Below are 24,547 nucleotides of genomic sequence, written 5' to 3'. Positions count from 1 at the left end.
CCGGGTCCGGGGGCCTAGCCGCGGCGCCCGGCGCGGGTGGGCGCGGTCAGTCCGGGCACCTGTTCGCGCAGGACCTTGCCCGGCACCTCCTCCAGCTCCGACCGCAGCAGGGTTCCCAGCTGGAACGGCCCGTAGGACGTGCGGATCAGACGGCTGACATGCAGGTTCAGCCCGCGCATCACCTTGCGGACCTCGCGGTTCTTGCCCTCGCGCAGCGATACGGTCAGCCAGGCATTGTCGCCCTTGCGGGAATCCAGCCCGGCCTCGATCGGGCCGTAACGCACCCCCTCGAACACGCTGCCGCCGGACAGCGCCTTCAGGCGGCCCTCGTCAACCACGCCGAAGACGCGCACGCGATAGCGTCGGATCCAGCCATTCGACGGCAGTTCCAGTCGCCGGGCCAGCTCCCCGTCATTGGTCAGCAGCAGCAGCCCCTCGCTGTTCAGGTCCAGCCGCCCGACGCTGATGACGCGGGGCATGCCCGCCGGCAGCGACGCAAACACCGTCGGTCGTCCTTCCGGGTCGCGATGGGTCGTCACCAGCCCGTCGGGCTTGTGATAGCGCCACAACCGCGTGCGCTCCGGCGTCTCGATCACCGCGCCGTCCACCTGCACGATGTCGCCCGGCCCCACGAATGTCGCCGGATGGGTAACCGCCTCGCCGTTCAGGCGCACGCGCCCTTCCTCGACCATGCGCTCGGCATCGCGACGGCTGGCCACGCCCGAGCGCGCCAGCCATTTGGCGATCCGTTCGCCACGGTCGGGGTGTTGGGTGTCGTCTTGGTTCATCGTCTGGATTCCGAGGCGTCGGTCAAAGCAGAAAAGAGGCGTGCGTCGGCCGGGGATATGGCGAATTCCGGGTGCCATTGCACGCCCAGGCAGAAGGGATGGGCGGGATACTCCACCGCCTCGATGATGCCGTCCGTCGCCGTCGCGCACACCACCGCGCGTCCGGGCGTGCGGACGGCCTGGTGATGGGCCGAATTGACCGCCAGGCGGGCCGCGCCGGTCACCCGCGCCAGCAGCGTGCCGGGAACGATATCGACCTCGTGGCCGGGTTCGTGGCGGGGATTGGGCTGCTCGTGCGCCAGCGCGTCGGGGCGGGCGTCGGGGATATGCTGGATCAGCGTGCCCCCCAGCGCTACGGCCAGCAATTGCTGGCCGCCGCAGATGCCCAGTACCGGCACGCGCCGTGCGATCGCCGCCCGTGCCAGCGCCAGTTCCGTGCCGGTCCGGTCCGCTTTCAGGGTGACGGCGGCGTGGCGCGTGCTGTCCCCGTACAGCGCCGGATCGACATCGAACGCCCCGCCGGTGATCACCAGCCCGTCGACCCGCGTCATTATATCGTCGGTCAGCGCCGCATGATGCGCCAGCGCCACCGGCACCCCGCCGGCATCGGCGATGGCATCCATGTAGTTCCGGCGCAGCGCGTACCACGGATAGCGCGAATAGGCCCTGCCGTCGGGGGCACCGGCCTCGCTGTCCAGGGTCACGCCGATCAGGGGGCGGGATCGGGTCATCCCGCCTGACCTAGAGTAATATGGCCGTGAAGGAAATCGCTCCGGTGGCCGGCGGCCGAAATTCCGGACGCAAGGTGCGTTGCCCCCTGGATCCGGCCGTCGGAGCCTGTTTGAAAATGGGGGGCCGGTAAGCGGAAGCGCCCCTTCAGGCCGCCCGCCACGGAGCGCATTTTCAAACAGGTCGTCGGCTTCAATCAGGTCGTCGGCAGGCGGCGGATGCGGCGTCGGCGATCCCTATCGCGCGGTCGATCCCCGCATCGGTCGTGAACACATGCGGGGCCAGCCGGACGATCGCGGGCAGGCCGCGCGCCGCCATGTCCAGCGGCGCATAGGGCGCGGGCAGGACGCTCGCGGTGACGCCGCCGTGCCCCAGCCGTTCCGCGATTTCGGTCGCATCCAGTCCGTCGATCGTGAACCCCACGATCCCCGACAGCATCGCGCCCTGGTCGTGCACGCGCACGCCGGGCAGCGCGCGCAGCCCGTCGCGCAGGCGCGTGGCCCCGGTCGGCGATGCGCGCCCGGATGAACGGCACGCCCAGCGCCAGCGCGCCCTCGATCGCCGTGGCCAGCCCCAGACGCCCGGCGACGAAGGCCTCTCCGCCCTCGTACCGCCGTGCGTCCTCGCGCCCTGCGCCGAACTGATCCGCCATGACGGCCCGGCTGCGCGCCAGGAACCGCCGGGACGCATACAGCAAGGCGGTGCCCCGGGGGCCACGCAGCCATTTCCGCCCGCTGGCCACCAGCCCGTCGCAGCGCAATGTGCCGACATCCACCGGGATCTGGCCCAAGGCTTGGCAGGCATCCACCAGATGCACCGCCCCGATCTCCGCCGCCAGCGACCCGATGGCCTCGACCGGATTGACCGCGCCGCTCACCGCCGGGCACCAGGTCGTCAGGACCAGGCGCGTGCCGGCCCGCACCATCGTCCGCGTCGCCGTGATGTCGGGCGCGCCCTCCGCGTTCGTCGCCATCACGTCGACCGACACCCCGTCCAGCCCCCGCAGCATCGCCAGCGTCCCGCCCCAGCAGGCGCGATCGACCAGCATCCGCTCCCCGTCCCGCAACCCGACCGACAGCAGCAGGGCACGCAGCGCGCCATTGCCGCTCTCGACGAAGGCGATTTCGTCCGGCCGGGCACCGATCAGGCGCGCGGCATCGGCATACCCCGCGTCCAGCCGATCGCGCCCTGCCGCCGCCGCCCAGGGTGCGCCCCGTTCGGCCTCGTGCCGCAGGTGGCCCATCACCGCGTCCAGGACGGGGGCCGAGGCCAGGCCGCAGGCCGCATTGGCCAGGTAGACGCCGGTTTCAGCGCGCGCGGGGGCGATCCAGCGGTTCAGCGGGTCGGACATCGTCCTTCCTCCGTGAGGGATAGGGGATAAGGGCGGCACGCTTCAGGGCGCTGCCCTGAAACCCGCCAAAGGCAGTCGCCTTTGAAAACCAATCATGATGGGGGTCCGGGGCTTCAGGCCCTGGTGGGTTCGGGCATTCCCCGACCGGGCATGGGGGCGGCAAAACGCCGCGCCCCGGCGACGCACAAGGCGACACCCGCGGTCGTCAGGACCAGCGGCCAGCCGATCGCCTCATGCAGCAGGACCGCCGCCAGCGCGAAGGCCAGGAACGGTTGCAGAAGCTGCACCTGCCCCACGGCGGCGATCCCACCCAACGCCAGGCCGCGATACCAGAAGACGAAGCCCACCAGCATGGAAAACACCGTCACATATCCCAGCCCCAGCCACGCCGGGTACGGAACGGCGCGCAGCGACGGCGGGCACAGCACCAGTGCCACCAGGGTCATGGGCGGCGCCGCGACCAGCAACGCCCAGCAGATGACCTGCCATCCGCCCAGGCGGCGGGCCAGCGCGCCGCCTTCCGCATAGCCCAGCCCGCACAGCAACACCGACGCGCCCATCGCCAGGTCGGCCGTGCCGAACCCGCCGCCGCCCTGCCGCGCCGCCATCAGCACCACCAGCCCAGCCCCGCCGGCCGAACACAGCCAGAACGGCGCACGCGGACGCTCGCCCCCGCGCAACACGCCGAAAACCGCAGTTGCCAACGGCAGCAGGCCCAGGAACAGGATCGACCGGGACGCCGTCATGTGCCGCAGCGCCATCGCGCTCAGCAGCGGAAACCCGATGACGACGCACAGCGCGACCGTCGCCAGCGGCCATCCGTCCGTGCGGGCCGGCGGCGGCGCGCGCAGGCCGATCAGGCACAGCGCCCCCAGCGCCGCTGCCAGGGCGGCCCGCGCGGCAGTCAGGAACACCGGATCGAACCCCGTCACCGCCAGCTTCGTCGCGGGCATCGACCCGCTGAAGATCGCTACACCGACCAGGCCGCAGATCCACCCCTGGCTCGTCTTGTTCAGCGCCATCGCCTGTCTCCTTTCCCGCAGTCCTTGTGCGGCAGGAAGGAACATGCTTTCCAGAGACAGTCCGGTACGATTATCGTGTACTGTACCGATCAAGGATCCAGTACGGAATGATACGGGTGACAGGACAGATCGGGCTTTGCCCGACCCCAACCGGGGCCTGAGGCCCTGGACCCTGATCATGGATCAACCGACTGGTTTCCAAAGGCCGGTGGCCTTTGGCGGGTTTCAGGGCAGCGCCCTGAGCCAGGCCATTCATACCGTGGATTGGCATAAATATGGACGTACTCCAGCCCCAGGAAGGCACGCGCGTGGCCCGGATCGTCGGCGCGATCCGCCATCGGATCGATCGCCGCCAGTTGACGCCGGGCGCACGCCTGCCTTCGATCCGCCTGATGGCGGAAACGATGAAGGTCTCGAAATCCACGGTGGTCGAGGCCTATGACCGCCTCGCCGCCGAAGGCGTGATCCGCGCGCGTGCCGGGGCCGGCTTCTTCGTGACCGCGCCGCTGGCGCCCCTGGCGCTGGACATGGAACCCGCGACGCGCGACCGGGACATCGACCCCCTGCTGGTGCTGCGCCAGTCGCTGGAGGACGCATCCCGGCGGATCGCCCCCGGCTGCGGCTGGCTGCCCGAAAGCTGGATGCCGGACGACGTCGTGCGTCGCGCGCTGCGGACGATCGCCCGAACCGGCGACGGCGCCGCCCTGTTCGACTATGACGCGCCCCTCGGCCTGCCGGCTTTGCGCCGCCTGCTGGCGCGACGCATGGCGGACCATGACATCATGGCTGCCCCGGCGCAGATCCTGCTGACGGATTCCGGCACCCATGCACTGGACCTCGTCTGCCGCTATTTCCTGCGGCCGGGCGACGCGGTGATGGTGGACGACCCGTGCTATTTCAATTTCCACGCCATGCTGCGCGCACATCAGGTGCGGGTCGTCGGCGTGCCCTATACGCCGGATGGCCCCGACCTGGACCGTTTCACGGCCCTGGCGGCGGAGGCCCGGCCCCGGCTCTATGTCACCAATTCCGCGCTGCATAATCCGACGGGCGCGACATTGTCGCCGGTCACGGCGCATCGCGTGCTGAAACTGGCCGAGGCCCACGACCTGATCATTGTCGAGGACGACATCTTCGCGGATCTGGAGGATGCTCCGGCGCCCCGCCTTGCGACCTTCGACGGGCTGGACCGGGTGATTCGCATCGGCAGCTTCTCCAAGACGATCTCGGCCTCGCTGCGCTGCGGCTATATCGCCGCGCGGCCGGACTGGATCGACGGGCTCGTCAACCTGCGGGTCGCGACGGGCATCTCCGGTGGTCGCCTGGCCGCGGAAGTGACGCACATGGCCCTGACCGACAGCGGATATCGCCGGCATCTGACGGCCCTGCGCCCCCGCCTGGCCCGCGCGATGACCACCACCCTCCGGCGGCTGAAGGCGATCGGCGTCACCCCCTGGCTGGAACCCACGGCCGGCATGTTCCTCTGGGCCCGCCTGCCGGATGGCTGCGACGCCACGGACCTCGCCCGCCGCGCGCTGTCGCACAACATCGTCCTCGCTCCCGGTAATGCCTTCAGCGCCAACGGCGCGGCAGGCGGCTTCATGCGGTTCAACGTGTCGCGGATGGAGGGAACGGAAATCTATGAGACCCTGTCCGGCCTGATAGGCCGGACCGTTCCGGAACGGGCTTCCTGAAATCGTCGCGTGTCATGAAATCGGTGAGGCACCGGCGTGCAGTCTGGCAGCCACCGGCTCTATGTCGGACATCAGGATCATGTTGCCTTGTCCGGAAAGCGGACATCGGACCGTGGTTCGATCAATCCCCGCGACATAATCCATCCAGCAGCACGTCCAGCGCGGCACGAACCGGCTCCGGCCCGACCTTCTCCTCAAGAAGCTGGCCATTGATGGCCAGCATGGCCAGACCATGCACCTGTGCCCAGCTTGCCGCCGCCAGAGCGCTGATGGCAACCGGACGGAAACTGCCGTTACGTTGTCCCTCTTCCAGAAATCGCAGAAGAATCGCGAATGTGTTCATGGCGGCGTCATGCAGTTGCGGGTCCGCTGTCTTGTCAGCGTCGGAACTGAACATCAGGTGGTAAAGACCGGGATTTTGAAGTGCGAAATCAATACAGGCCTGCGCTCCGGCAACGAATTTCCCGCGCACGGAAGACCCGTCTGAAGACATTGCCATCGTCATGGTTTGCCCAAGCCGGACGAACCCGATCCGGGCCAGTTCACGCAGGAGGACGTCCTTGTCGCGAAAATGCTTGTAGGGCGCCGCGTGGCTGACACCGGTGCGTCGCGCAACCTCCCGCAGCGTAAAGGCCCAGTTCTGATCTGTGGCCAGCATGGCAAGGGCCGTATCGGTCAGGGCACGGCGCAGATCGCCGTGATGATAGGGACGGTCCTTCGTTTCACTCATTCACGAGACCCATGTTTACAGGAGAAACTTTCATTGACACCGGATCATTCTGCTCCATACCCTGCCCGGACAAGTTTCTCCTGTAAACATGGAGGGCGCAATGTCCGACGCTGTTTCAGCACATGTCACATCACCTGATTTATCCCGGCTTCTCGACCGCCAGCGTACCGCGTTCCTGCGTGACGGACCGCCCGGTCCGAAGCAGCGTCGGGCCGATCTGCACCGCCTGAAAGCTGAAATTCTGAAGCGGCGAACCGATATCGTTCGTGCCCTGAGGACAGATTTTGGCCAGCGGTCGGAACGGGAAAGTGCCATTGTGGAACTGATCCCACTGGTGCAATCGATCAATTATCTCATCCGGCATCTGGGACGCTGGATGAAGCCGGAACGTCGCCACGTTTCTCCGTACTTCCGGTTTGGTCGCGCATGGGTGATCCGTCAGCCGGTCGGGGTCGTGGGGATTATCGCACCGTGGAATTATCCGGTCTCCCTTGCCCTTGTGCCGCTGGCCACGGCAATTGCCGCCGGCAACCGCGCCATGCTCAAGCCGTCTGAACTCACGCCAGCTACATCGGCGGTGATCGGAAAGATCGTTCAGGCTATCTTTGCGCCGGAACAGGTTTCCGTCGTCATGGGGGACTCCGAAGTGGGCGCGGCGTTTTCGGCTCTGCCCTTCGATCATATCCTGTTCACTGGCAGCACGGCGGTCGGAAAGAAAGTCGCCGTTGCAGCCGCCCGTAACCTTACTCCGGTCACGCTCGAACTGGGGGGCAAATCCCCCGTAGTGATCGAACCCGGCTTTCCCATGAAGCAGGTGGCGGAACGGGTGGCGTTCGGCAAGCTGACCAATGCCGGACAGACCTGCATTGCGCCGGATTATGTGCTGCTTCACGACAGTCATCAGGAGGTTTTTGCCACGGCATATCAGAAGGCCGTGAAAAAACTTCATCCGAACGGTTACCCGGGGTCACCCGATTATACGGCCATCCTCAACCCGCATCATTACGAGCGGCTGAGCGGCCTGGTCCGCGATGCCGAGGCGCAGGGCGCACGTGTCATCCGACTGGGAAGCGACTCACCTGCCAGCCACGTCCTTGCTCCTGTTCTTCTGCTGAACGTCACGCCCGGAATGGCGGTCATGCAAGAGGAAATTTTCGGGCCCGTCCTGCCAGTGCTGACATACAGGCATCTCGATGAAGCGATTGCCTTCATCAACGAGCGGCCCCGGCCTCTGGCTTTGTATTATTTTGGAGAAAAACGCGCTGAACGGTACAGATTTCTGAAGCGCACGGTTTCAGGGAATGTCACGATCAACGGTACATTGCTGCATTACGCTCAGGACGACCTGCCGTTTGGTGGCGTGGGGGACAGCGGCATTGGGGCGTATCACGGGAAGGAAGGCTTCATGGCCCTCACCCATCCCCGCGGCATTTACAGGCAGGGTCGTTTCAATGCGGCGACGCTTCTTGAGCCTCCTTTTGGAAAGCTTACCGACCTCATCACAAATTTTGTTCTGCGATGAGGGAAAGGCAGGTCTTCGGAGACCGGTCTGACGGGATATTCGCTCCGTGGAAAGTCCGCTCTTCTTTGTCATGAGCCCGGCAGCCGACATTCCGCCTACCCGCCAGACCACCCGCCCGAATGCAATCGGGTTACGTCCACTTATGTGATTCATATTCGAACACACACAGACGGCCGGCACAGGCGCAAAGCTGAATGAGAAATTCCGGATCGCCCGAGACAAGGCGGGGGCTATTGCCTGTCAGCAAGCGCACGCGGTCCTGATTCTTGCCAACGCGATTCCAAGGCCGGTCGATGCGGGCTGACACGCAACGGATGCGAGGGATTGTGTGCCAGGCCCCGTGGGGCTAAGCCCCGTTCATGAGCACCATCGCACCCGCCTGCCCGCAATGCACCCTGGAAGAGACACACGTCGAAGGGGCGAACCATGTCTGCGAGATCTGCGGTTATGAATGGCCTGCCGATATCGCCGAAGCCGCACCCGCCGAAGATGTGGTGCGCGATGCCAATGGTGTAATACTTGCTGATGGCGACACGGTCGTCGTGATCAAGGACCTCAAGGTGAAGGGGTCCTCGACAACGCTGAAGGTGGGCACCAGGATCAAGAATATCCGTCTGCGTGGCGGCGACCACGCGGTCGAGGCCGGCAGCTACATGCTCAAGGCCGAGTTTCTGCGGAAGGCGTAAACGCGCATGCCCCGGCCCCGCTCCGCCCCGTGATGGGGAGCGACTTGGATAGGGCACTTTCCTGCCCGCATCGACCGGTTACGCCTCCGGTCGCGACCCCGCGATAAGAATATCCACCAGACGCTTCGCGCTGGCTTCCCATCCGGGGTCGGAGGCGATGTTGGCGACGCCGACCAGGGCGCGCAGCAGGTCGATCGGATCGAGGTCGGGGCGCATGTCGCCGCTGGCCTCCGCGCGGGCGACCAGGTCGCGGATCGCGGTCTTCACGCTGTCGCCCGACGCGGCATAAAGCGCGGACGGGCCGCCGACGAGCGAGTTGAGCGCGGGCGCGATCACCTGCTTGGCCGCGATATAATCGACGAACAGCCGCATCCAGTCGCGTAGCGCCTCCAGCGGCGGGCGTGTCGCGGCGAGCTGCGTAGCCGCCTCGCCCAGCCGCTCGACCTCGGTGCGATAGACCGCCTCGATCAGCGCATCGCGGGTCGGAAAATGGCGGTACAGCGTGCCGATCCCCACACCCACGCGGCGGGCGATCTCGTCGAACCGCACTTCCGTCTCGCCCGCGGTGAACGCGGCCTTGGCGGCGGCGATCAGCCGTTCGCGGTTGCGCTGCCCGTCGCTGCGCGGCCGACGTCGCGCATTCTTATCCTCCGCCAAGCGGTCCCCCTTGTTAAACGGAGCAATCCTCCGTATATATCTAACCGGAGAATATCTCCACATAACGTGCATGGCGCCGCCCTTCAATGCGCACGCCGTGCTTCTTTATCCGGATATATCACGGAGGCCGTCATGGCAGACGAATTCGGCGCGACATCCACGACTGACGAGGTACTGACGGGCGTGACCCTGGCCGGCAGGCGCGTCCTGGTGACCGGCGTTTCGGCCGGGCTGGGCGTCGAGACCGCGCGGGCGCTCGCCGCCCACGGCGCGCATGTCGTCGGCGCGGCGCGCGACCTGGAAAAGGCGCAGGCCGCAACGGCGCAGGTCCGCGCGGATGCGGCACGGGGCGGCGGCGGTTTCGAACTGGTCGAACTCGATCTCGCCAGTCTCGCCAGCGTGCGCGCCTGCGCGGACGCGCTGAACGCGCGGGCTGAACCGTTCGACTTGGTCATCGCCAACGCCGGTGTCATGGCGACGCCGCTCGGCCACACGGCGGACGGGTTCGAAACGCAGTTCGGCACCAATCATCTGGGCCATTTCGTGCTGGTCAACCGCATCGCGCCCCTGATGTGGGCCGGCGCGCGGCTGGTGAACCTGGCCTCGTCAGGCCATCGCTTTTCCGATGTCGACCTCGACGACCCGAATTTCGAACGCACGCCCTACGACCCGTTCGTCGCCTATGGCCGTTCGAAGACCGCCAATATCCTGTTTGCGGTCGCCTTCGACCGCCGTCACCGTGCCCGCGGCGTGCGCGCGACGGCGGTCCATCCCGGCGGTATCCAGACCGAACTCGCCCGCCATATGGACCCGGGACAGATCGAGGCGATGGTCGTCCAGATAAACCAGCAGCGCGCCGCCAACGGCGAGCCGCCCTTCGCGTGGAAGACCATTCCCCAGGGCGCCGCGACATCCGTATGGGCGGGCGTGGTCGCTCAGGCCGACGCCGTCGGCGGCCGCTATTGCGAGAACTGCCATGTCGGCACGGTCGTGCCCGACGACGTGGCGATCAGCGCGATCAGCGAGGGCGTGCGCAGCTACGCCCTCGACCCGGCGCGTGCCGAGGCTCTGTGGAGCCGAAGCGAGGAAATGGTCGGCGAGCGTTTCTGACCGTGCGGGCGCAAGGGGCTTTCTGCCCCTTGAATCCCATCCAAGGCGTCACCCTTGAAATCCAGCCGTCAAGGCAATCGGGGCGGCGGAATCAGCCGTCGTAGACCACCGAATGTGCGCTCGCGGTCAGGGTATGCCGGCCCATCAGGTCGGGTTCGCAGGCGGAAAAACCGATCACGATTGCCGCGGCGGCCAGGATCAGCGTGAGCGTATTCATCGTCTTCCTCCTGTTCATATCGGCTTCGATTGTTACAGGAAACGTTATCCGAATGATGACAAGCGTGTCACCCGTTTCCCTGTCTGTCCATTAAAATCAACATCTTTCAGGGGATCGTGACCCGCGGGCCGTGTCCGGGCGGGGCAGGGGCCTGTAACATGTTGTGATCGCACCGCATCATCGCCACGGGCGCATGGACCGGGGTGCCTGCGGTATGGATCGAACGCCCCCGGGCCGGCCGGGGTTGCACGATGCGGGAGGGATAAATCCTGGTTTTCTGCTGTTTTCGCGCGGTGCGCGATGGGTCCTGACACCCTATCCCGTGACCCGCGCGACCCGATGTCGATCGCGATGGAAGAGGCCCGGGCCGCCGCCGCGCGGGGCGAGGTTCCGGTGGGCGCGGTGCTGGTCGGGCCCGACGGCGCGGTGCTGGCCCGCGCCGGCAACGCGGTGGAGGCCGGCGACGATGCCTCGGCCCATGCGGAAATGCTGGTCATGCGCGACGCCGCCCGGCGGCTGGGCAGCCCGCGCCTGGCCGAATGCACCCTAGTGGTGACCCTGGAACCCTGCCCGATGTGCGCGGCGGCGGCGGTGCATTTCCGCGTCGGGCGGATCGTGTTCGGGGCCTACGATCCCAAGGGCGGCGGCGTGGAACATGGGCCGCGCCTGTTCGCCCGTCCCGATTGCCTGCACCGCCCGGAATGGATCGGCGGCGTGCGTGAGACCGAATCCGCATCCCTGCTGCGCGGTTTTTTCGCGGGCCTGCGCGGCCGGTGATTTGCGGCTGGCGTCCAGTTAACGCATCTTTCATCGGCAGGTAGGGGTGGCGTGCGGTCCGGTGTCGCATTCTGCCGGTGACGACAGAGGATTCGGGGCGGATCGCCGGTCTGGCCGCCCCGGCAACAATCAGGAACGATATGTCTGACGAGTTTCAGCCGATTTCTTCCCCCCGCGTCCGTCGGCTGCGGGCAGGGCTCCTGGCCGCGCTGGTGGCGGGCACCGCAATGGGTGGTGTGGCCGACGGGGCGCTGGTCGCGCGCGCGCGCGCCGATGATACCGGTGTGATCCGGCCCGATACGCAGATCCAGACGCTGCCCAATTTCGTCAACCTGGTGAAGCAGGTGAAGCCCGCGGTGGTGTCGATCACCGCCAGCCTGCGCGCCGACGCCATGGACGACGAAGGCGGGATGGACGGGCAGCCCCAATCGCCGTTCCCCTTTCCCTTCCCGTTCCAGATGATGCCGCAGCAGCAGCAGCGCCGCACGGTCGAGGCCCGGGGATCGGGCTTCATCATCTCGGCCGACGGCTATGTCGTGACCAACAACCATGTGGTGAAGGGCGCGACCAAGGTCACGGTGACGCTGGATGACGGCACGACCCTGCCGGCCAAGATCGTCGGCCGCGATCCCAAGACCGACCTGGCGCTGCTGAAGGTCACGTCGCAGGGCAAGCTCCGCTTCATCGAACTGGGCGATTCCGACAAGATCGAGCCTGGCGAATGGGTGGTCGCGGTGGGCAACCCGTACGGGCTGGGCGGCACCGTGACGGCAGGCATCGTCTCGGCGCGCGGGCGCGATATCGGCGACGGCCCATATGATTCGTTCATCCAGGTCGACGCGCCGATCAATCGCGGCAATTCCGGCGGCCCGCTCTTCACCCAGGACGGCAAGGTCGTGGGCGTCAACACCGCCATCCTCTCGCCGTCCGGCGGATCGATCGGCATCGGCTTCGCCATCCCCTCCGACGTGGTGAAGAACGTGGTCTACCAGCTGGAGAAGACCGGCCACGTTACGCGCGGCTACCTGGGCGTCGTGGCGCAGCAGGTCACGCCGGCGATGGCCAAGGCGCTGGGCCTGAAGGCCGGGGCGCAGGGCGCGCCGCCCAGCGGTGCGCTGGTCGCCAGCGTCAGCAACGGCAGTCCGGCGGAAAAGGGCGGCATCAAGGCCGGCGACGTGATCACCGCCCTGAACGGGCAGAAGATCGACACCCCGCACGACCTGGCGGTGAAGGTCGCGTCGGTGGCGCCCGGTACCAAGGCGACGCTGAGTTTCGTGCGGAATTCCGCCGAACAGACGGCCTCGGTCACCATCGCCAACCTGTCGGGCGCCGCATCGCCGGATGGCTCGATCGGCGACAAGAACGAGGGCGGCCCGCGCCTTGGCGTCTCGCTGTCGCCCCTGACGCCGGACCTGCGGCAGCAGCTCGGCCTGGACGGCACGGTGCGCGGCGTGGTCGTCAGCGACGTGCAGGCGGGTTCGGCCGCCGAACAGGCCGGGATTCATGCCGGCGACGTCATTCAGGCCGTGGGCAACAAGCCGGTGGAAAACCCCGGCGCCACCGTCACCGCCGTTCGCGCGGCGCTGAAGGCGAATCAGTCGGTCCTGCTGCGCATCCTGCGCAACGGACAGAACATCTTCGTCGCCGTGACGCCGGGATCGAATGACGAGGGCGATAACGGCGGCAATTCCGACGACGACCAGTAAATCCCGGACCCGGTAACGACCGGTCCCGGCATGCGTTTGCGGGCCGCACCTTCGGGTGCGGCCCGTTTGCGTTCGGCTGCGGTCAGATGGTCGCGGTCAGACGGCCGACAGCACGGCCAGGAACGCGTCCACGTCCTCGATGCGCGTATGATAGCTGGTGACCAGTCGCACCACCGTGCCGTTCAGGCCCAGCGGCGCGCGCCAGTCGCGGAACACGAACCCCGCCGTTCGCAGATGCGTGACCACCGGGCCGGGCAATAGGACGAAGATCTCGTTGGACTGCGTTTCGTACAGCAGCCGCGCGCCGGGATGGCGGAACAGCCCGCCCGCCAGGCGCTGCGCCATCGCGTTGGCCTGCCGCGCGTTATGCAGCCACAGATCGTCACGCAGATAGGCCAGCAGCTGCGCGCTCAGGAATCGCTGCTTCGACCAGTCATGGCCGCCGCGCTTGCGGCGCCGGGCGAAATGCTCGGCCCGCGCGGGGTCGAAGAATACCACGGCCTCGGCCGCCATCGCGCCGTTCTTGGTGGCGCCCAGCGCCAGTACGTCCACCCCCGCCTTCCAGGTTGCCTCGGCCGGGGTGCAGTCCAGATGCGCGATGGCGTTGGCCAGCCGGGCGCCATCCATATGCACCGCCATCCCCCGGGCGCGCGCCCGTGCCGCCAGGTCGGCGACGGTGGCGGGATCGTAGACGGTACCCCATTCGCTCGCCTGCGTCAGGCTCAGGGTCGCCGGCAGGTTCTGCTGCGTGTCGTCCACCGGCAGGCGGTCCAGCGTATAGGCCAGGGCCTCGGCCGTCATCCGCCCGTCCTCGGACGGGATCGGAACCAGGCGCGCGCCGCCGGTATAGAAATCCGGCGCGCCGCATTCCGACTGCACAATATGGGCGCTCTCGTCGCACAGGACGGCGCCGAAGGGCGGGGTCGTGGCCGCCAGCGCCAGCGCGTTGGCGGCGGTGCCGGTGGCGACGGGAAAGATCCGCACCCGGCGCTCGAACAGCTCCGACGCCGCGTCCTGTAGGCGCCCGGTCCAGGCGTCGGCGCCATAAGCGGGGGCCGCGTCCGCGTTCGCTTCCATCAGCGCGGCCATGATGGCGGGACAGGCCGGAACGACATTGTCGCTGCTGAAATTCTTGCGTATCTGCTCTTTCACGATGTCGTCCCCTGTCAAGCCAGTGTCCGGAGCGTTCATGACCGATCCAGCTTCCGCCCAAACCGCGCCCGTCCGCAACCCGTCCGCGCGCCTGATCGACGGCAAGGCATTCGCGGCGAACCTGACCGAGACGATCGCATGGGACGTCCGTTCGTTCCACGCGCGTCATCGCGTGACGCCGGGCCTGGCAGTGGTGCTGGTGGGCAACGACCCGGCCAGCGAGGTCTATGTCCGCAACAAGGCGGTGCAGACCCATCGCGCGGGCATGCGCTCGTTCATGCACATGTTGCCGGCGACCACGTCGCAGGCCGAATTGCTGGCGCTGATCGCGCGGCTGAACGTCGATCCCGAAATCCACGGCATCCTGGTGCAGCTGCCGCTGCCCGAGGGGTTGGACCCTGTGGCGGTCACCAACGCCATCCACCCGGACAAGGATGTCGACGGCCTGGGCGAGGTCAATGCCGGGCGCCTGGCGCTGGGGCAGCCGGGGATCGTGCCCTGCACGCCGCTGGGCTGCCTGATGCTGCTGAAATCCGAACTGGGCGACCTGCGCGGGCTGCATGCGATGGTCGTCGGCGCGTCGAACCTGGTCGGCCGGCCGATGGCGCAGTTGCTGCTGCGCGAAGGCTGCACCGTCACCATCGCGCATATCGACACTCGCGACCCCGCCGCGCTGGCGCGGCAGGCGGATATCCTGGTGGTGGCGACGGGGTGCCGGGGCCTGGTGCGCGGCGACTGGATCAAGCCCGGTGCGACGGTCATCGACGTCGGCATCACCCGCGTGGCCCTGCCCAACGGCAAGACCCGCCTGGTCGGCGACGTGGCGTTCGACGAGGCCGTGACCCGGGCCGGTCGCATCACCCCCGTGCCCGGCGGCGTCGGTCCGATGACGATCGCCTGCCTGCTGAACAACACGCTGGCCGCCGCGCGGCGCATCGTCGACGGCGGCGGGGCGGCCGCCGCATGACGCGGATCTCGGTCGAACTGATCCCCCGCGACGCGGAAACCCTGCTGCGCGACGCGGCCGAAGTCCGGGACTGCTTCCCCGTCGCCGATACCCTCAACGTCCCCGACCTGATGCGCTTTGCGTTGCGCAGCTGGGACACGGTGCCGATGCTGCGTCCCGTACTGCCGCGCGTGGTGCCGCATGTCCGCGCCATCGACATCGATCCCGACGGCCCGCTGCCGGGCCTGGACCCGGACGGACCGAGCGAAATCCTGGTAGTGCGCGGCGACCCGCCGTCCGACATCAGCCGCCGCACCTTTCCCAATTCCAGCGAAAGCGTCATCCGCCGCTATCGGCGCGAGGCCCCGCACCTGACGGTCTACGCCGCCTTCGACCCCTATCGCCGCGCCCCGTACCGCGAGCTGGAAGCCGTCGCGCGCAAGAAGGACGCCGGGGCCATGGGCTTCTTCACCCAGCCGGTGTTCGACCGCCGCATGCTGGATGTCTGCATGGGCTGGCTGGCGGGCGAGACCGTCTTCTGGGGCCTGTCGCCGGTCATCGGGCCGAAATCGCGCTCCTATTGGGAAACGACGAACCACGTGGTCTTTCCCCGCGATTTCGCCTCCACGATCGACGCCAACGTTGCCTTCGCCTGCGATGCGATCCGCACCGTCCGCGCCCAGGGCGGCCATGTCTACCTGATGCCGCTGCGCGTGAAACTGTCGCGCTACCTTGCCCCGATCCAGGACGGAATCGCCTGAAGGCACGGCCCGGCCTTCCCTCGTCCGCCTGACATGGACCCGGCGGGTGGGTTACGTCCGTCCGGCAATTCCGTTAGCGTCGGCATTCTGTTTCCTCGGGAAAGGTCATGATCTTGCCGAACTCTCGCCTGCATCCGTCCCGTCCCGCCGCCGCCGGCCGTCTCTTTCGGACCGGCGGGGCGATGCTGGTCGCGATACTGGGCTGCGGCGCGGGGGCCCTGCCCGCCGATGCCGCCGATGCGGCCCCCGACGCGGCGCCCGTCCCGGCGATGCCCGCGCTGCCGCCGCCGGATCCGGTGCGGATCTTTGCCCCACTGGCCTATCCGCAGACGTCAGGATCCTACCGGTCGGGTTCCGGCGTGCCCGGCCCGGCCTATTGGCAGAACAGCGCGGATTACGAGATCAAGGCCGCCATCGACCCCGCCAACCGCCTGCTGTCGGGGTCGGAGACGATCACCTATGTCAATAACAGCCCCGACGCGCTGGACGTGCTGTGGGTCCAGCTGGACCAGAACATCTATCGCGACGGGTCGCGCGGCGGCTTCGCCAATCCCCAGCGACACGCCCGTCACACGGATGGCGAGGCGATCGAAAGCGTCTCGGTCGAACAGGACGGCAAGAGCGTGGCAGTGACGCCCGTGATCTCGGACACGCGGATGCAGCTGCCGCTGCCGGCCCCGCTGGACGGCAAGGGCGGCAGGATCCGGGTCAAGATCGTCTGGCATTACACGATCCCCGGCGAATGGGGCGGCCGCACCGCCGTCACCGCCAGCCGCAACGGCGATATCTACGAGGTCGCGCAATGGTATCCGCGCATGGCCGTCTATGACGACATTCGCGGCTGGGATACCGCGCCCTATCTGGGCCAGGAATTCTTCCTGGATTATGGCGACATCGATTACAGCATCACCGTGCCGTGGAACTTCACCGTCGTGGGGTCGGGCGCGCTGCTGAACCCGGCCGAGGTGCTGACCCAGACCGAACGAGACCGCCTGGCCCAGGCGGCCAAGAGCGACGAACGGGTGATGATCCGTACCGAAGCCGACGCCGCCGATCCCAAGAGTCACCTGGCGCAGAGCGGGACCCGGACGTGGCATTTCCGCATGAACAATACGCGGGACGTGGCCTTCGCGGCCTCGCCGGCATTCCTGTGGGACGCGGCGCGCCTGGACCTGCCGCCCCTGGCGGCGGAGGGCGGGCGCGCCGCGACACCCCGCCTGGCGATGTCGGTCTATCCGGTCGAGGGCGCGGGCCCGCACCAGTGGGACCGTTCCACCGCCTATGTGAAGCACGCGATCGAGTATTTCTCGCACCAATGGTACCCGTACCCCTGGCCGAACGCGATCAATCTGGGCGGTCACGGGGCGGGGATGGAATATCCCGGCATCGTCTTCGACGGGATGCACGACAAGGATCCCGAACTGTTCTGGATCACGACGCATGAACTCGGGCACGACTGGTTCCCGATGATCGTGGGCTCCAACGAACGCCGCAACGCCTTCATGGACGAGGGTTTCAACACCTTCATCGACGCCTATGCGTCCGATCATTTCAACAATGGCGAATTCGCGCCCAAGCGCGATCCGGAATTCGCCCCCGCGACCGGCAAGCCGGCCGACGACATCCTGTCGGTCCTGCGTGATCCGGCCGCGCCCCGCCTGATGACGCCGTCCGACCTGATATCGGAACGCTATCGCCATCCCGTGACCTACTTCAAGGGTGCCTACGGCCTGATGCTGCTGCGCGAGCAGATCCTGGGTCCGGAGCGTTTCGATCGCGCCTTCCGGCGCTATATCGCGCTGTGGGCCTATCGCCATCCCACGCCGTCGGACTTCTTCCGCCTGATGGACAGCGAGGGGGGCGAGGATCTGTCCTGGTTCTGGCGCGGCTGGTATTTCAACAACTGGGGCCCGGACTATGCGGTGAAATCCGCGACGACGACGGGCGATGGCGCGGCGCGCGGTGTCCTGGTCACCGTCGACAACAAGGGCTGGCTGCCCCTGCCGGTGACGCTGATGCTGTCCTACACCGACGGCACGACCTCGCGCCTGGTCATCCCGACCGAGAGCTGGCAATTGCGCAACGAGCTCGAGCTGACCATCCCCACCACCCGCACGCCGCAGACGGTGACGCTGGACCCGGACCACGACATCCCCGACCTGAACCGGACGGACAATGTCCTGACCCTGGCCGCCCCGCCGCCGCCCGCGACGGCACATTGAGGCAGGGCGCGGGGATCTCCCCCGCCCGGACGCCAGTGACCGGACCCTAGATGAACTGTCCCCGCAGGAAGCCCAGCGCCGGTAACGGCCGCCATGCCCGGGGCAGGTCGGCGCGGCGGATCGGGGCGATGCTGTAGCGCGGCGCCGGCTGGCGGGTCTGGCGCAGGAACTGCGCATAGGCCCGCACCTGCTGTTCGCGCCAGTCCCGATCGGCCATCGCGGCGGCGCGGGCGGGATAGACATCGGCGATCCGCATCGTTCGCCCGGCCGAGGCGATGACCGCCCAGAGCGTGTCGTCCTTGCGCGCGGTACCGCGAAACGCGATGATTTCACTCAAGAGCAAACTCCGCCTCGGGCTGCTGTCACGAGACCACGCCGGTCCGTCGGGAATCAAGACCCATCTGCGCCGGACGGGGCGGGTAGTCCCGCGCGGCGCGCGGGGCCGATTTTCTTGCCGCCGGCCATGCGGAACTGTAGGAGGCAAGGCATGTTGCGTCTTCTCATCACAATTCCCTTCCTGCTGGCGCTGATCGTCTTCAGCGCCTGCAACCAGGACTCGATCCAGATGTGGTTCCTGGACTGGGGCTGGAAATCGTCGGTCGGCGTGCTGACCCTGATCGTCGCGGCGTTCTTCTTCGCACTGGGCGCGCTGTCGCTGTGGTTCGCCGAACTGCGCCAGCGCGGCCGCGCCCGCCGCGCCGAACAGCAGATCCGCACGCTTGAGGAGCAGATCGCCGAACTGCGCCGCCAGCAGGCCGAAACCTTCAATCCCCCCGCCGTTCCGCCGCCCGCCCCACCGGCGGCACCCTATCGCGACGTGCTGCCGCGATGACCGCGCGGCGCACGCGCCTGATCGTGGCGCTGGACACCAAGGACACGGACCAGGCCCGCGCCTGGCGCGCGCAGACGGCGGCCAGCGACGTCAGGCCGGGGGCCGATGCCGTGAAGCTGGGGCTGGAATTCACCTATGCCCGCGGGCTGGATGCGGTGCGGGATGTCGCGGGCGACCGACCGCTGTTCCTGGACCTGAAGCTGCACGACATTCCCAATACCGTCGCCTCGGCGATCGGCAGCCTGGCGGCGATGCGCCCGGCGATGCTGACGATCCATGCCGCCGGCGGACATGCGATGATCGCGGCGGCGCGGGCGGCGGTGGATGACGCCTTTCCCGTGGACGCGCGGCCGATCCTGCTGGCGGTCACGGTGCTGACCAGCATGGATGCCGAGGCCCTGCGCGAAACCGGGGTGTCCGACACCCCGCGCGGGCAGGTGGTGCGGCTGGGGACGCTGGCGATGGCGGCCGGGGCCGACGGGCTGGTCTGCTCGTCGCACGAAATCGCGCCGCTGCGCGACCGGCTGGGCGACCGCCCGGTGCTGGTGGTGCCGGGCATCCGGCCCGCCGGGACCGCCGCCGGCGACCAGAAGCGGATCATGACCCCCATCGAGGCCAGCCGCGCAGGGGCGGACTGGATCGTCGTCGGTCGTCCGATCACCACCGCCGCCGATCCGGCCGCCGCCGCCGCCGCCATCGCTGCGGAACTTGCCGGCTGACCGTCCCATGGAGCTTCCAGTGGAGTATATCGGCGTCAAGATCTGCGGCCTGACCGAACCGGCCGGGCTGGACGCCGCGGTGACGCATGGCGCGGACTGGGTCGGGTTCGTGTTCTTCGCGCGCTCGCCCCGGTATGTCACGCCGGCGCAGGCGGCGGCGCTGATCGCGCGCGTGCCGGCCGGGGGACCGCGCCGCATCGGCCTGTTCGTGGCGCCGGATGACGACGCCATCGCCGCCGTGCTGGACGCGACCGACCTGGATGGGTTGCAGGTCTATGCCTCGCAGGCCCGCGCGCACGCCATCCGCGACCGCTTCGGCCTGCCGGTCTGGCATGCCCATGGCGTCGCGACCCCCGGGGATCTCCCTGTCGAAACGTCCATGGATGGGCTGGTGATCGAATCTCGCCCGCCCGCGGGTTCGGACCGGCCGGGCGGCAATGCCCACGCCATAGAATGGACGATCACGCGGGGTTGGGTCGCGCCGGCACCATGGATCCTGGCCGGGGGGCTGACCCCCGACAATGTGGCCGACGCGATCGCCAAGGGCGGCGCGCCCGCGGTCGACGTGTCGTCGGGCGTGGAAAGCGCGCCGGGCCGCAAGGACCCGGCGCTGGTCGCACGATTCATCCGCGCGGCCCGACAGGCCGGGTGAGGCCAAGGCAAGGCCCTGTCCTTGCCCCACCAAAGGGCGCTGCCCGTTGGAAACCCAGGGTTTTGTAAACGAACGAAAGGCAAGGGCCGAAGCCCTTGCCGGTCCGGGCAGCGCCCGACCTTTCTTTACCAGCCTGGATAATAGCCCGGATAAGGGGCGCCATACGCCGGATACGAATAGGCCGGGTACGCCGGATAAGCGGGGTAGGCCGGATAACCGTAAGCCGGATAGCGGTAGCGATATCCGCCATAGTACGGCGCCGCCACCACCGCGCCGGCCGCCGCCCCGGCCAGCATGCCGACGCCGAAGCCGCCCCAGCCCCATCCGGGACCGCGCCAGCCGCCACGCCAGCCGCCGCCCCAGCCTCCGCCATGCCATCCCCAGCCGCCGCCACGCCAGCCACCGCCACCCCAGCCGCCGCGTCCGCCCCACGCCATGGCGGATGTCGATGACAGGGTGCCGGCGACACCCAGCGACAAGGCCAGCAGGAAAGCCATCTTGCGCATCGGAATGCTCCCTTTCAGCAAGAAACCGATCTCTCATCTTCGGCGGGATGGGCGGTCCGGGAAACCGGTCCGCCGCGCACATTCGCGGGATTGTGCGACCCATGCCCCGTCAATACCGGCGCAGGAAGCGCCGCGATCCCGGCCTTTTTGTGGCAGGACCCGATCATCATGTTTCCCTTCGCAACCGTTTCGTCAACGCCGTCCGGCGCGCTCGCGCACCCGCGCGCCCAGCGCCGCCAGCGCGTCCTTCAGCGGCCCGTCGGGCATGTCGGGAATGGCGAGGGGCGGCGGCGGGGCCTGCCGGGGGGGCGGGGCCGCCGGGGCCGGACGGGGCACCAGATCCTGCACCAGCTTCAGCGACCGCACCGCGTCATGGCCGCAGGCCCGATTGATCCGTCCGATCAGGGCGGGCGCCAGATGCTGCAATTCCATCGCCACCGGCCCGGCACAGCCCAGGGTCAGCACCCCGGCCGACAGGCGGCGCGGCACGGTGGCGCGCGCAAGCTCGGGTCCCACGATGTCGGCCCAGTCCGCGATGATCTGCGCCGCCGCCGGCGATTGCTTGCGGAAGGCGGGGCGGGCGACGTTGGGGATCAGCGCGCCCAGGCTGCGCATCGCCCAGGCGCGCGCGGGCTCGGGCGGCGGGGCGGCGGGGCGTGTGCGCTTGCCGTTCGTCGGTTCCTTCGTCATAAGCGGACCGTGCCTCCCTTACCCGTCGATCTGCTGCGCTGGTACGACCGTCACCGCCGGACGCTGCCCTGGCGGGCCCTGCCCGGCCGGACCGCTGATCCCTATCACGTCTGGCTCAGCGAGATCATGCTGCAGCAGACGACCGTCGCCGCCGTCATCCCATATTTCCATCGTTTTCTCGACCGCTTTCCCACCGTCGCGGACCTGGCGCGCGCGCGCCAGGATGACGTCATGGCCGCGTGGGCGGGCCTGGGTTACTACGCGCGGGCTCGTAACCTGCATGCCTGCGCCCAGGCGGTGGACCGCGCCGGGGGCTTCCCCCGCGACATGGCGGGGCTGCTGGCCCTGCCCGGGGTCGGGCCCTATACCGCGGCGGCCATCGCGGCCATCGCCTTCGGCCATCCGGTCGTGCCGGTCGACGGCAATGTGGAACGCGTGACCACGCGCCTGTTCGCCCTGACCGATCCCCTGCCGGCTGCGCGCAAGGCCGTCGCATTGCGCGCCGCGACGCTGGGCGAGGGGGCCGAGGCGCGGGCCAGGCCGTCCGATTTCGCGCAGGCGCTGTTCGATCTGGGGGCGGGGATCTGCACCCCGAAATCCCCGGCCTGCGCGCTCTGCCCATGGCTTGGGGCCTGCACCGGGGCGCGGCTGGGCATCGCCGCCACCCTGCCGGCCAAGGCGCCGAAGGGCGCGAAGCCGGTCCGCCACGGCGCGCATTTCCACCTGGTCGATGCCGCCGGAAACGTCCTGCTGCGCCGCCGGCCGGACAAGGGCCTGCTGGGCGGCATGCTGGAACTGCCGGGCACCATTTGGCGGGCCCAGGCCTGGACCATGGCCGATGCGGTCTCTCATGCCCCGCTGGCCTCCGCACCCTGGACGTCCATGGGCCGGGTGACACATGTCTTCACCCACTTCACCCTGCATGTGGACGTGTACGCGGCGCGCATCGACCGCTTCCCCAACGTCATCGCCATGGGGGGCGGGCTGGTCTACGGGGAACGGGAGCTGGACGGGCTGGCCCTGCCGTCGCTGATGCGCAAATGCCTGGACATCGCTCGTCGCGCGGGACCCGCCGAAACTTGACGAAGCGCCGGGCCATTCCCATGTCGGGAATGCGCCGCAGGTTCCCGTCATTTTTTCGTTGACGGGGCATAAACCGGCACGGTTCACTGGAATGTGCGGCCCTGTTCCGCCGCGCAAGCCTTCGGGGGACCGTCCCCGATCGGGATGGAGAGCATGATGACCAGCATTGCCGCCTTTCTGTCGTCATCCCTGCCGCTGGTATGTGCCTCCGTGCTGATGGGCTGTGCCGCGGTCCAGGCCTGGCGTGCCATGCCCGCGCCCCGCGCGGTGCCCGTGCGGGTGCGTGATCGCCGCTGACGCGGAGACGAGATTTCTTCGCGTTCCCCGGGTACTCGCGGCTGGTGGAGCACGCGGTCGATGCGGACATTTTGCCAGGAACCGCACCATCCTGTAGCAGAATGACACCATGACCTTCCTGACCATCCGTCCCGACGCGTCCGCGACGTCCGGCCTGTCGCGCATCGGCGTCCTGCTGACGAACCTCGGCACCCCCGATGGAACCGGCTATCAGGCCATCCGGCGCTATCTGTCGGAGTTCCTGTCCGACCGCCGCATCATCGAGGCCAGCCCGGCCATCTGGCAACCCATCCTCCAGGGCCCCGTCCTGACCCTGCGCCCGCGCAGGACGGGCGCCGCCTATCGCCGCATCTGGCATGTCCAGCAGAACGAAAGCCCGCTGCGCACCCACACCCGCGCACAGGCCGAGGGGCTGGCCGGACGGCTGGCGGCCGACGGCGTGGCGGTGGAATGGGCCATGCGGTACGGCAATCCGGCGGTCCTGTCGGGGATCGACCGTCTGCTGCGTCGGGGCTGCGACAGGATCCTGCTGCTGCCGCTCTACCCGCAGTATAGCGCGACCACGACGGCCACCGCCAACGACCAGGCGTTTCGCGCGCTGATGCGGTTGCGCAACCAGCCGGCCATCCGGACCGTGCCGCCTTTCCCCGACCATCCGCTTTATATCGACGCCCTGGCCCGTTCGGTGCGCCAGACGCTGGCGGAACTGCCTTTCGTCCCGCAACGGATCGTGGCGTCGTTCCACGGCCTGCCCCGCGATTACGTGGCCCGTGGCGATCATTATCCCCAGGATTGCGAACGCACGATCGCCGCCCTGCGCCGGGCGCTGGGCATGGACGATACGACCATGCCGCTGACCTACCAGTCGCGCTTCGGTCCCGCGCGCTGGCTGGAACCCTATACCGCCCCGCTGGTGCGCGCGTTGCCGGCGCAGGGCATCACCCGCGTCGCGGTGATCATGCCGGGCTTCATGGCCGATTGCATCGAAACACTGGACGAGATCGGCAACGAGGTGCGTGCCGAATTCATCGCCGCCGGCGGGACCGATTTCGCCCTGATCCCCTGCCTGAATGCGGCCCCCGCCGCGATCGACCTGCTGGAAGCCCTGGCGCGGCGGGAACTGGCGGGCTGGCTGGACCCTGCCTGAAGAACCGATCGGACAATGCCAGGGCCAGGGCCAGGGGCCCTGACCCCCGATCAATGGATAGGAACGACCGGGTTCCCAAAGGGTAATGCCCTTTGGCGGGTTTCAGGGGCAGCGCCCCGGGGCCCAGCGACCGGGCGTCCTCAGTGTCCCGGCGGGGCGGATGGATGCTCGGCGTCGTACAGGGTGGCCTTCTGCTCGTCCGTCTTGCGGTTCCGGTACCGTTCCGCCAGGCTCATGTTCGGGTCGGCGGGGTGTTCCTTGTCATACAGCGCGGCTTTCGCGCGGATGCCCTTGCGATATTCGTGACGGGTATACATGCCGGCGGCGCACCCGCCGGCGGCTCCCAGGACGCCATGATGGGCCAGATGCCCACCAACCGCGCCGACCGCGCCGTATTTCAGGCAGCCGCCGGGTTCGGCCCGCGCATCCGTCGCGGTACCCGCCACCAGCAGGCCGGCGGCCATCAGGCCGGGCGCGACGCATTTCCGCAAACTCATCATCTCTCGTATCCAATCCCGATTGTCGGACAGCGGAGCGGAACTGTCCGCCCG

At 68.3% G+C, this 24,547-nt stretch carries 27 protein-coding genes; 15 read left to right on the top strand and 12 right to left on the bottom strand.

What is annotated here, in order from left to right:
* Nucleotides 1-14 precede the first annotated feature (14 nt).
* The 4 genes from HLH28_RS09870 to HLH28_RS09855 form a co-directional block, all read right to left on the bottom strand.
* Nucleotides 15-788 carry a pseudouridine synthase gene (locus HLH28_RS09870; RefSeq protein ID WP_182958357.1) on the bottom strand — a complete coding sequence of 258 codons (774 nt, stop codon included), beginning with the start codon at nt 786-788 and terminating at the stop codon, nt 15-17.
* Complete coding sequence (locus HLH28_RS09865) at nt 785-1,519, bottom strand: gamma-glutamyl-gamma-aminobutyrate hydrolase family protein (RefSeq protein WP_182958356.1); 735 nt, start codon at nt 1,517-1,519, stop codon at nt 785-787. Before HLH28_RS09865 ends, HLH28_RS09870 begins: the two co-directional genes overlap by 4 nt.
* A 194-nt stretch (nt 1,520-1,713) precedes the next feature.
* Complete coding sequence (locus HLH28_RS09860) at nt 1,714-2,868, bottom strand: aminotransferase class V-fold PLP-dependent enzyme (RefSeq protein WP_182958354.1); 1,155 nt, start codon at nt 2,866-2,868, stop codon at nt 1,714-1,716.
* A gap of 113 nt (nt 2,869-2,981) precedes the next feature.
* Entirely contained in the window at nt 2,982-3,890 is a 909-nt protein-coding gene (locus HLH28_RS09855) for a DMT family transporter (RefSeq protein ID WP_220790028.1), read from the bottom strand.
* Between the two features lie 275 nt (nt 3,891-4,165).
* On the opposite strand from HLH28_RS09855, the gene HLH28_RS09850 reads away from it, so the two are divergent.
* Nucleotides 4,166-5,584 carry an aminotransferase-like domain-containing protein gene (locus HLH28_RS09850; protein WP_182958352.1) on the top strand — a complete coding sequence of 473 codons (1,419 nt, stop codon included), beginning with the start codon at nt 4,166-4,168 and terminating at the stop codon, nt 5,582-5,584.
* A gap of 121 nt (nt 5,585-5,705) precedes the next feature.
* Here the strand turns inward: HLH28_RS09850 and HLH28_RS09845 are convergent, their stop codons facing one another.
* Nucleotides 5,706-6,314 (bottom strand): TetR/AcrR family transcriptional regulator, encoded by a 609-nt coding sequence (locus HLH28_RS09845; RefSeq protein ID WP_182958350.1) that lies wholly within the window; start codon nt 6,312-6,314, stop codon nt 5,706-5,708.
* Between the two features lie 88 nt (nt 6,315-6,402).
* Between HLH28_RS09845 and HLH28_RS09840 the strand changes: the two genes are divergently transcribed.
* Nucleotides 6,403-7,836 (top strand): coniferyl aldehyde dehydrogenase, encoded by a 1,434-nt coding sequence (locus HLH28_RS09840; protein WP_408869834.1) that lies wholly within the window; start codon nt 6,403-6,405, stop codon nt 7,834-7,836.
* A 359-nt stretch (nt 7,837-8,195) separates the two neighbouring features.
* On the top strand, nt 8,196-8,522 hold the full coding sequence (locus tag HLH28_RS09835; protein WP_182958347.1) for a zinc ribbon domain-containing protein YjdM: 327 nt from the start codon (nt 8,196-8,198) through the stop codon (nt 8,520-8,522).
* Between the two features lie 78 nt (nt 8,523-8,600).
* Here HLH28_RS09835 and HLH28_RS09830 read toward each other — a convergent pair whose 3' ends face one another.
* On the bottom strand, nt 8,601-9,179 hold the full coding sequence (locus HLH28_RS09830) for a TetR/AcrR family transcriptional regulator (RefSeq protein WP_246395920.1): 579 nt from the start codon (nt 9,177-9,179) through the stop codon (nt 8,601-8,603).
* Nucleotides 9,180-9,311: 132 nt separating this feature from the next.
* Here HLH28_RS09830 and HLH28_RS09825 point away from each other — a divergent pair, with 132 nt between their 5' ends.
* Nucleotides 9,312-10,289 carry an SDR family NAD(P)-dependent oxidoreductase gene (locus HLH28_RS09825; RefSeq protein WP_182958345.1) on the top strand — a complete coding sequence of 326 codons (978 nt, stop codon included), beginning with the start codon at nt 9,312-9,314 and terminating at the stop codon, nt 10,287-10,289.
* Nucleotides 10,290-10,380: 91 nt separating this feature from the next.
* Here the strand turns inward: HLH28_RS09825 and HLH28_RS18255 are convergent, their stop codons facing one another.
* Nucleotides 10,381-10,506: a hypothetical protein gene (locus HLH28_RS18255; protein WP_275943723.1), complete on the bottom strand. Its 126-nt coding sequence runs from the start codon at nt 10,504-10,506 to the stop codon at nt 10,381-10,383.
* Between the two features lie 300 nt (nt 10,507-10,806).
* On the opposite strand from HLH28_RS18255, the gene HLH28_RS09820 reads away from it, so the two are divergent.
* Both HLH28_RS09820 and HLH28_RS09815 read left to right on the top strand, forming a co-directional pair.
* Complete coding sequence (locus HLH28_RS09820) at nt 10,807-11,283, top strand: nucleoside deaminase (protein ID WP_182958343.1); 477 nt, start codon at nt 10,807-10,809, stop codon at nt 11,281-11,283.
* Between the two features lie 140 nt (nt 11,284-11,423).
* Entirely contained in the window at nt 11,424-12,989 is a 1,566-nt protein-coding gene (locus HLH28_RS09815) for a Do family serine endopeptidase (protein WP_182958339.1), read from the top strand.
* Between the two features lie 96 nt (nt 12,990-13,085).
* Here the strand turns inward: HLH28_RS09815 and HLH28_RS09810 are convergent, their stop codons facing one another.
* A complete protein-coding gene (locus HLH28_RS09810; protein ID WP_182958337.1) occupies nt 13,086-14,141 on the bottom strand; it encodes a beta-eliminating lyase-related protein in 1,056 nt (351 codons plus the stop codon).
* A 37-nt stretch (nt 14,142-14,178) separates the two neighbouring features.
* Here HLH28_RS09810 and folD point away from each other — a divergent pair, with 37 nt between their 5' ends.
* The 3 genes from folD to HLH28_RS09795 all read left to right on the top strand — a co-directional run bounded on the left by folD (nt 14,179) and on the right by HLH28_RS09795 (nt 18,070).
* Complete coding sequence (gene folD, locus HLH28_RS09805; RefSeq protein WP_182958334.1) at nt 14,179-15,108, top strand: bifunctional methylenetetrahydrofolate dehydrogenase/methenyltetrahydrofolate cyclohydrolase FolD; 930 nt, start codon at nt 14,179-14,181, stop codon at nt 15,106-15,108.
* The gene (locus tag HLH28_RS09800) at nt 15,105-15,848 is read left to right on the top strand and encodes a methylenetetrahydrofolate reductase (RefSeq protein ID WP_182958330.1); all 744 of its coding nucleotides are present in this window, start codon (nt 15,105-15,107) and stop codon (nt 15,846-15,848) included. The genes folD and HLH28_RS09800 overlap by 4 nt, the downstream gene beginning before the upstream one ends.
* A 269-nt stretch (nt 15,849-16,117) precedes the next feature.
* On the top strand, nt 16,118-18,070 hold the full coding sequence (locus HLH28_RS09795) for a M1 family metallopeptidase (RefSeq protein WP_182958773.1): 1,953 nt from the start codon (nt 16,118-16,120) through the stop codon (nt 18,068-18,070).
* 46 nt (nt 18,071-18,116) lie between these two features.
* Here HLH28_RS09795 and HLH28_RS09790 read toward each other — a convergent pair whose 3' ends face one another.
* On the bottom strand, nt 18,117-18,407 hold the full coding sequence (locus HLH28_RS09790) for a hypothetical protein (protein ID WP_182958327.1): 291 nt from the start codon (nt 18,405-18,407) through the stop codon (nt 18,117-18,119).
* Nucleotides 18,408-18,557: 150 nt separating this feature from the next.
* On the opposite strand from HLH28_RS09790, the gene HLH28_RS09785 reads away from it, so the two are divergent.
* From HLH28_RS09785 to HLH28_RS09775, 3 genes are read left to right on the top strand one after another with little or no spacing between them, the layout of a single operon-like run.
* On the top strand, nt 18,558-18,902 hold the full coding sequence (locus HLH28_RS09785) for a lipopolysaccharide assembly protein LapA domain-containing protein (protein WP_182958325.1): 345 nt from the start codon (nt 18,558-18,560) through the stop codon (nt 18,900-18,902).
* Nucleotides 18,899-19,621, top strand: a complete 723-nt coding sequence (gene pyrF / locus HLH28_RS09780; protein WP_182958322.1) for an orotidine-5'-phosphate decarboxylase — start codon at nt 18,899-18,901, stop codon at nt 19,619-19,621. Before HLH28_RS09785 ends, pyrF begins: the two co-directional genes overlap by 4 nt.
* Before the next feature lie 7 nt (nt 19,622-19,628).
* Complete coding sequence (locus HLH28_RS09775) at nt 19,629-20,273, top strand: phosphoribosylanthranilate isomerase (RefSeq protein ID WP_182958319.1); 645 nt, start codon at nt 19,629-19,631, stop codon at nt 20,271-20,273.
* Between the two features lie 125 nt (nt 20,274-20,398).
* Here HLH28_RS09775 and HLH28_RS09770 read toward each other — a convergent pair whose 3' ends face one another.
* Both HLH28_RS09770 and HLH28_RS18080 read right to left on the bottom strand, forming a co-directional pair.
* Nucleotides 20,399-20,779, bottom strand: a complete 381-nt coding sequence (locus tag HLH28_RS09770) for a hypothetical protein (protein ID WP_182958316.1) — start codon at nt 20,777-20,779, stop codon at nt 20,399-20,401.
* Between the two features lie 192 nt (nt 20,780-20,971).
* Nucleotides 20,972-21,469, bottom strand: coding sequence for a DciA family protein (locus HLH28_RS18080; protein ID WP_408869833.1), 498 nt, complete (start codon nt 21,467-21,469; stop codon nt 20,972-20,974).
* Between the two features lie 9 nt (nt 21,470-21,478).
* Between HLH28_RS18080 and mutY the strand changes: the two genes are divergently transcribed.
* The 3 genes from mutY to hemH all read left to right on the top strand — a co-directional run bounded on the left by mutY (nt 21,479) and on the right by hemH (nt 23,996).
* Nucleotides 21,479-22,552: an A/G-specific adenine glycosylase gene (gene mutY, locus HLH28_RS09760; protein WP_338029704.1), complete on the top strand. Its 1,074-nt coding sequence runs from the start codon at nt 21,479-21,481 to the stop codon at nt 22,550-22,552.
* Between the two features lie 153 nt (nt 22,553-22,705).
* Entirely contained in the window at nt 22,706-22,849 is a 144-nt protein-coding gene (locus tag HLH28_RS09755; RefSeq protein WP_182958840.1) for a hypothetical protein, read from the top strand.
* 109 nt (nt 22,850-22,958) lie between these two features.
* The gene (gene hemH, locus HLH28_RS09750; RefSeq protein WP_182958306.1) at nt 22,959-23,996 is read left to right on the top strand and encodes a ferrochelatase; all 1,038 of its coding nucleotides are present in this window, start codon (nt 22,959-22,961) and stop codon (nt 23,994-23,996) included.
* Nucleotides 23,997-24,136: 140 nt separating this feature from the next.
* On the opposite strand, the gene HLH28_RS09745 is transcribed toward hemH, so the two are convergent.
* Nucleotides 24,137-24,493, bottom strand: a complete 357-nt coding sequence (locus HLH28_RS09745) for a hypothetical protein (protein WP_338029711.1) — start codon at nt 24,491-24,493, stop codon at nt 24,137-24,139.
* Between the last annotated feature and the right edge of the window lie 54 nt (nt 24,494-24,547).

The sequence above is a fragment of the Gluconacetobacter tumulisoli genome, assembly GCF_014174155.1.
Taxonomy (GTDB): Bacteria; Pseudomonadota; Alphaproteobacteria; order Acetobacterales; family Acetobacteraceae; genus Gluconacetobacter; species Gluconacetobacter tumulisoli.
The sequence above is the reverse complement of the archived record's forward strand: the minus strand, read 5'-3'. Positions and strand labels throughout refer to the sequence as shown.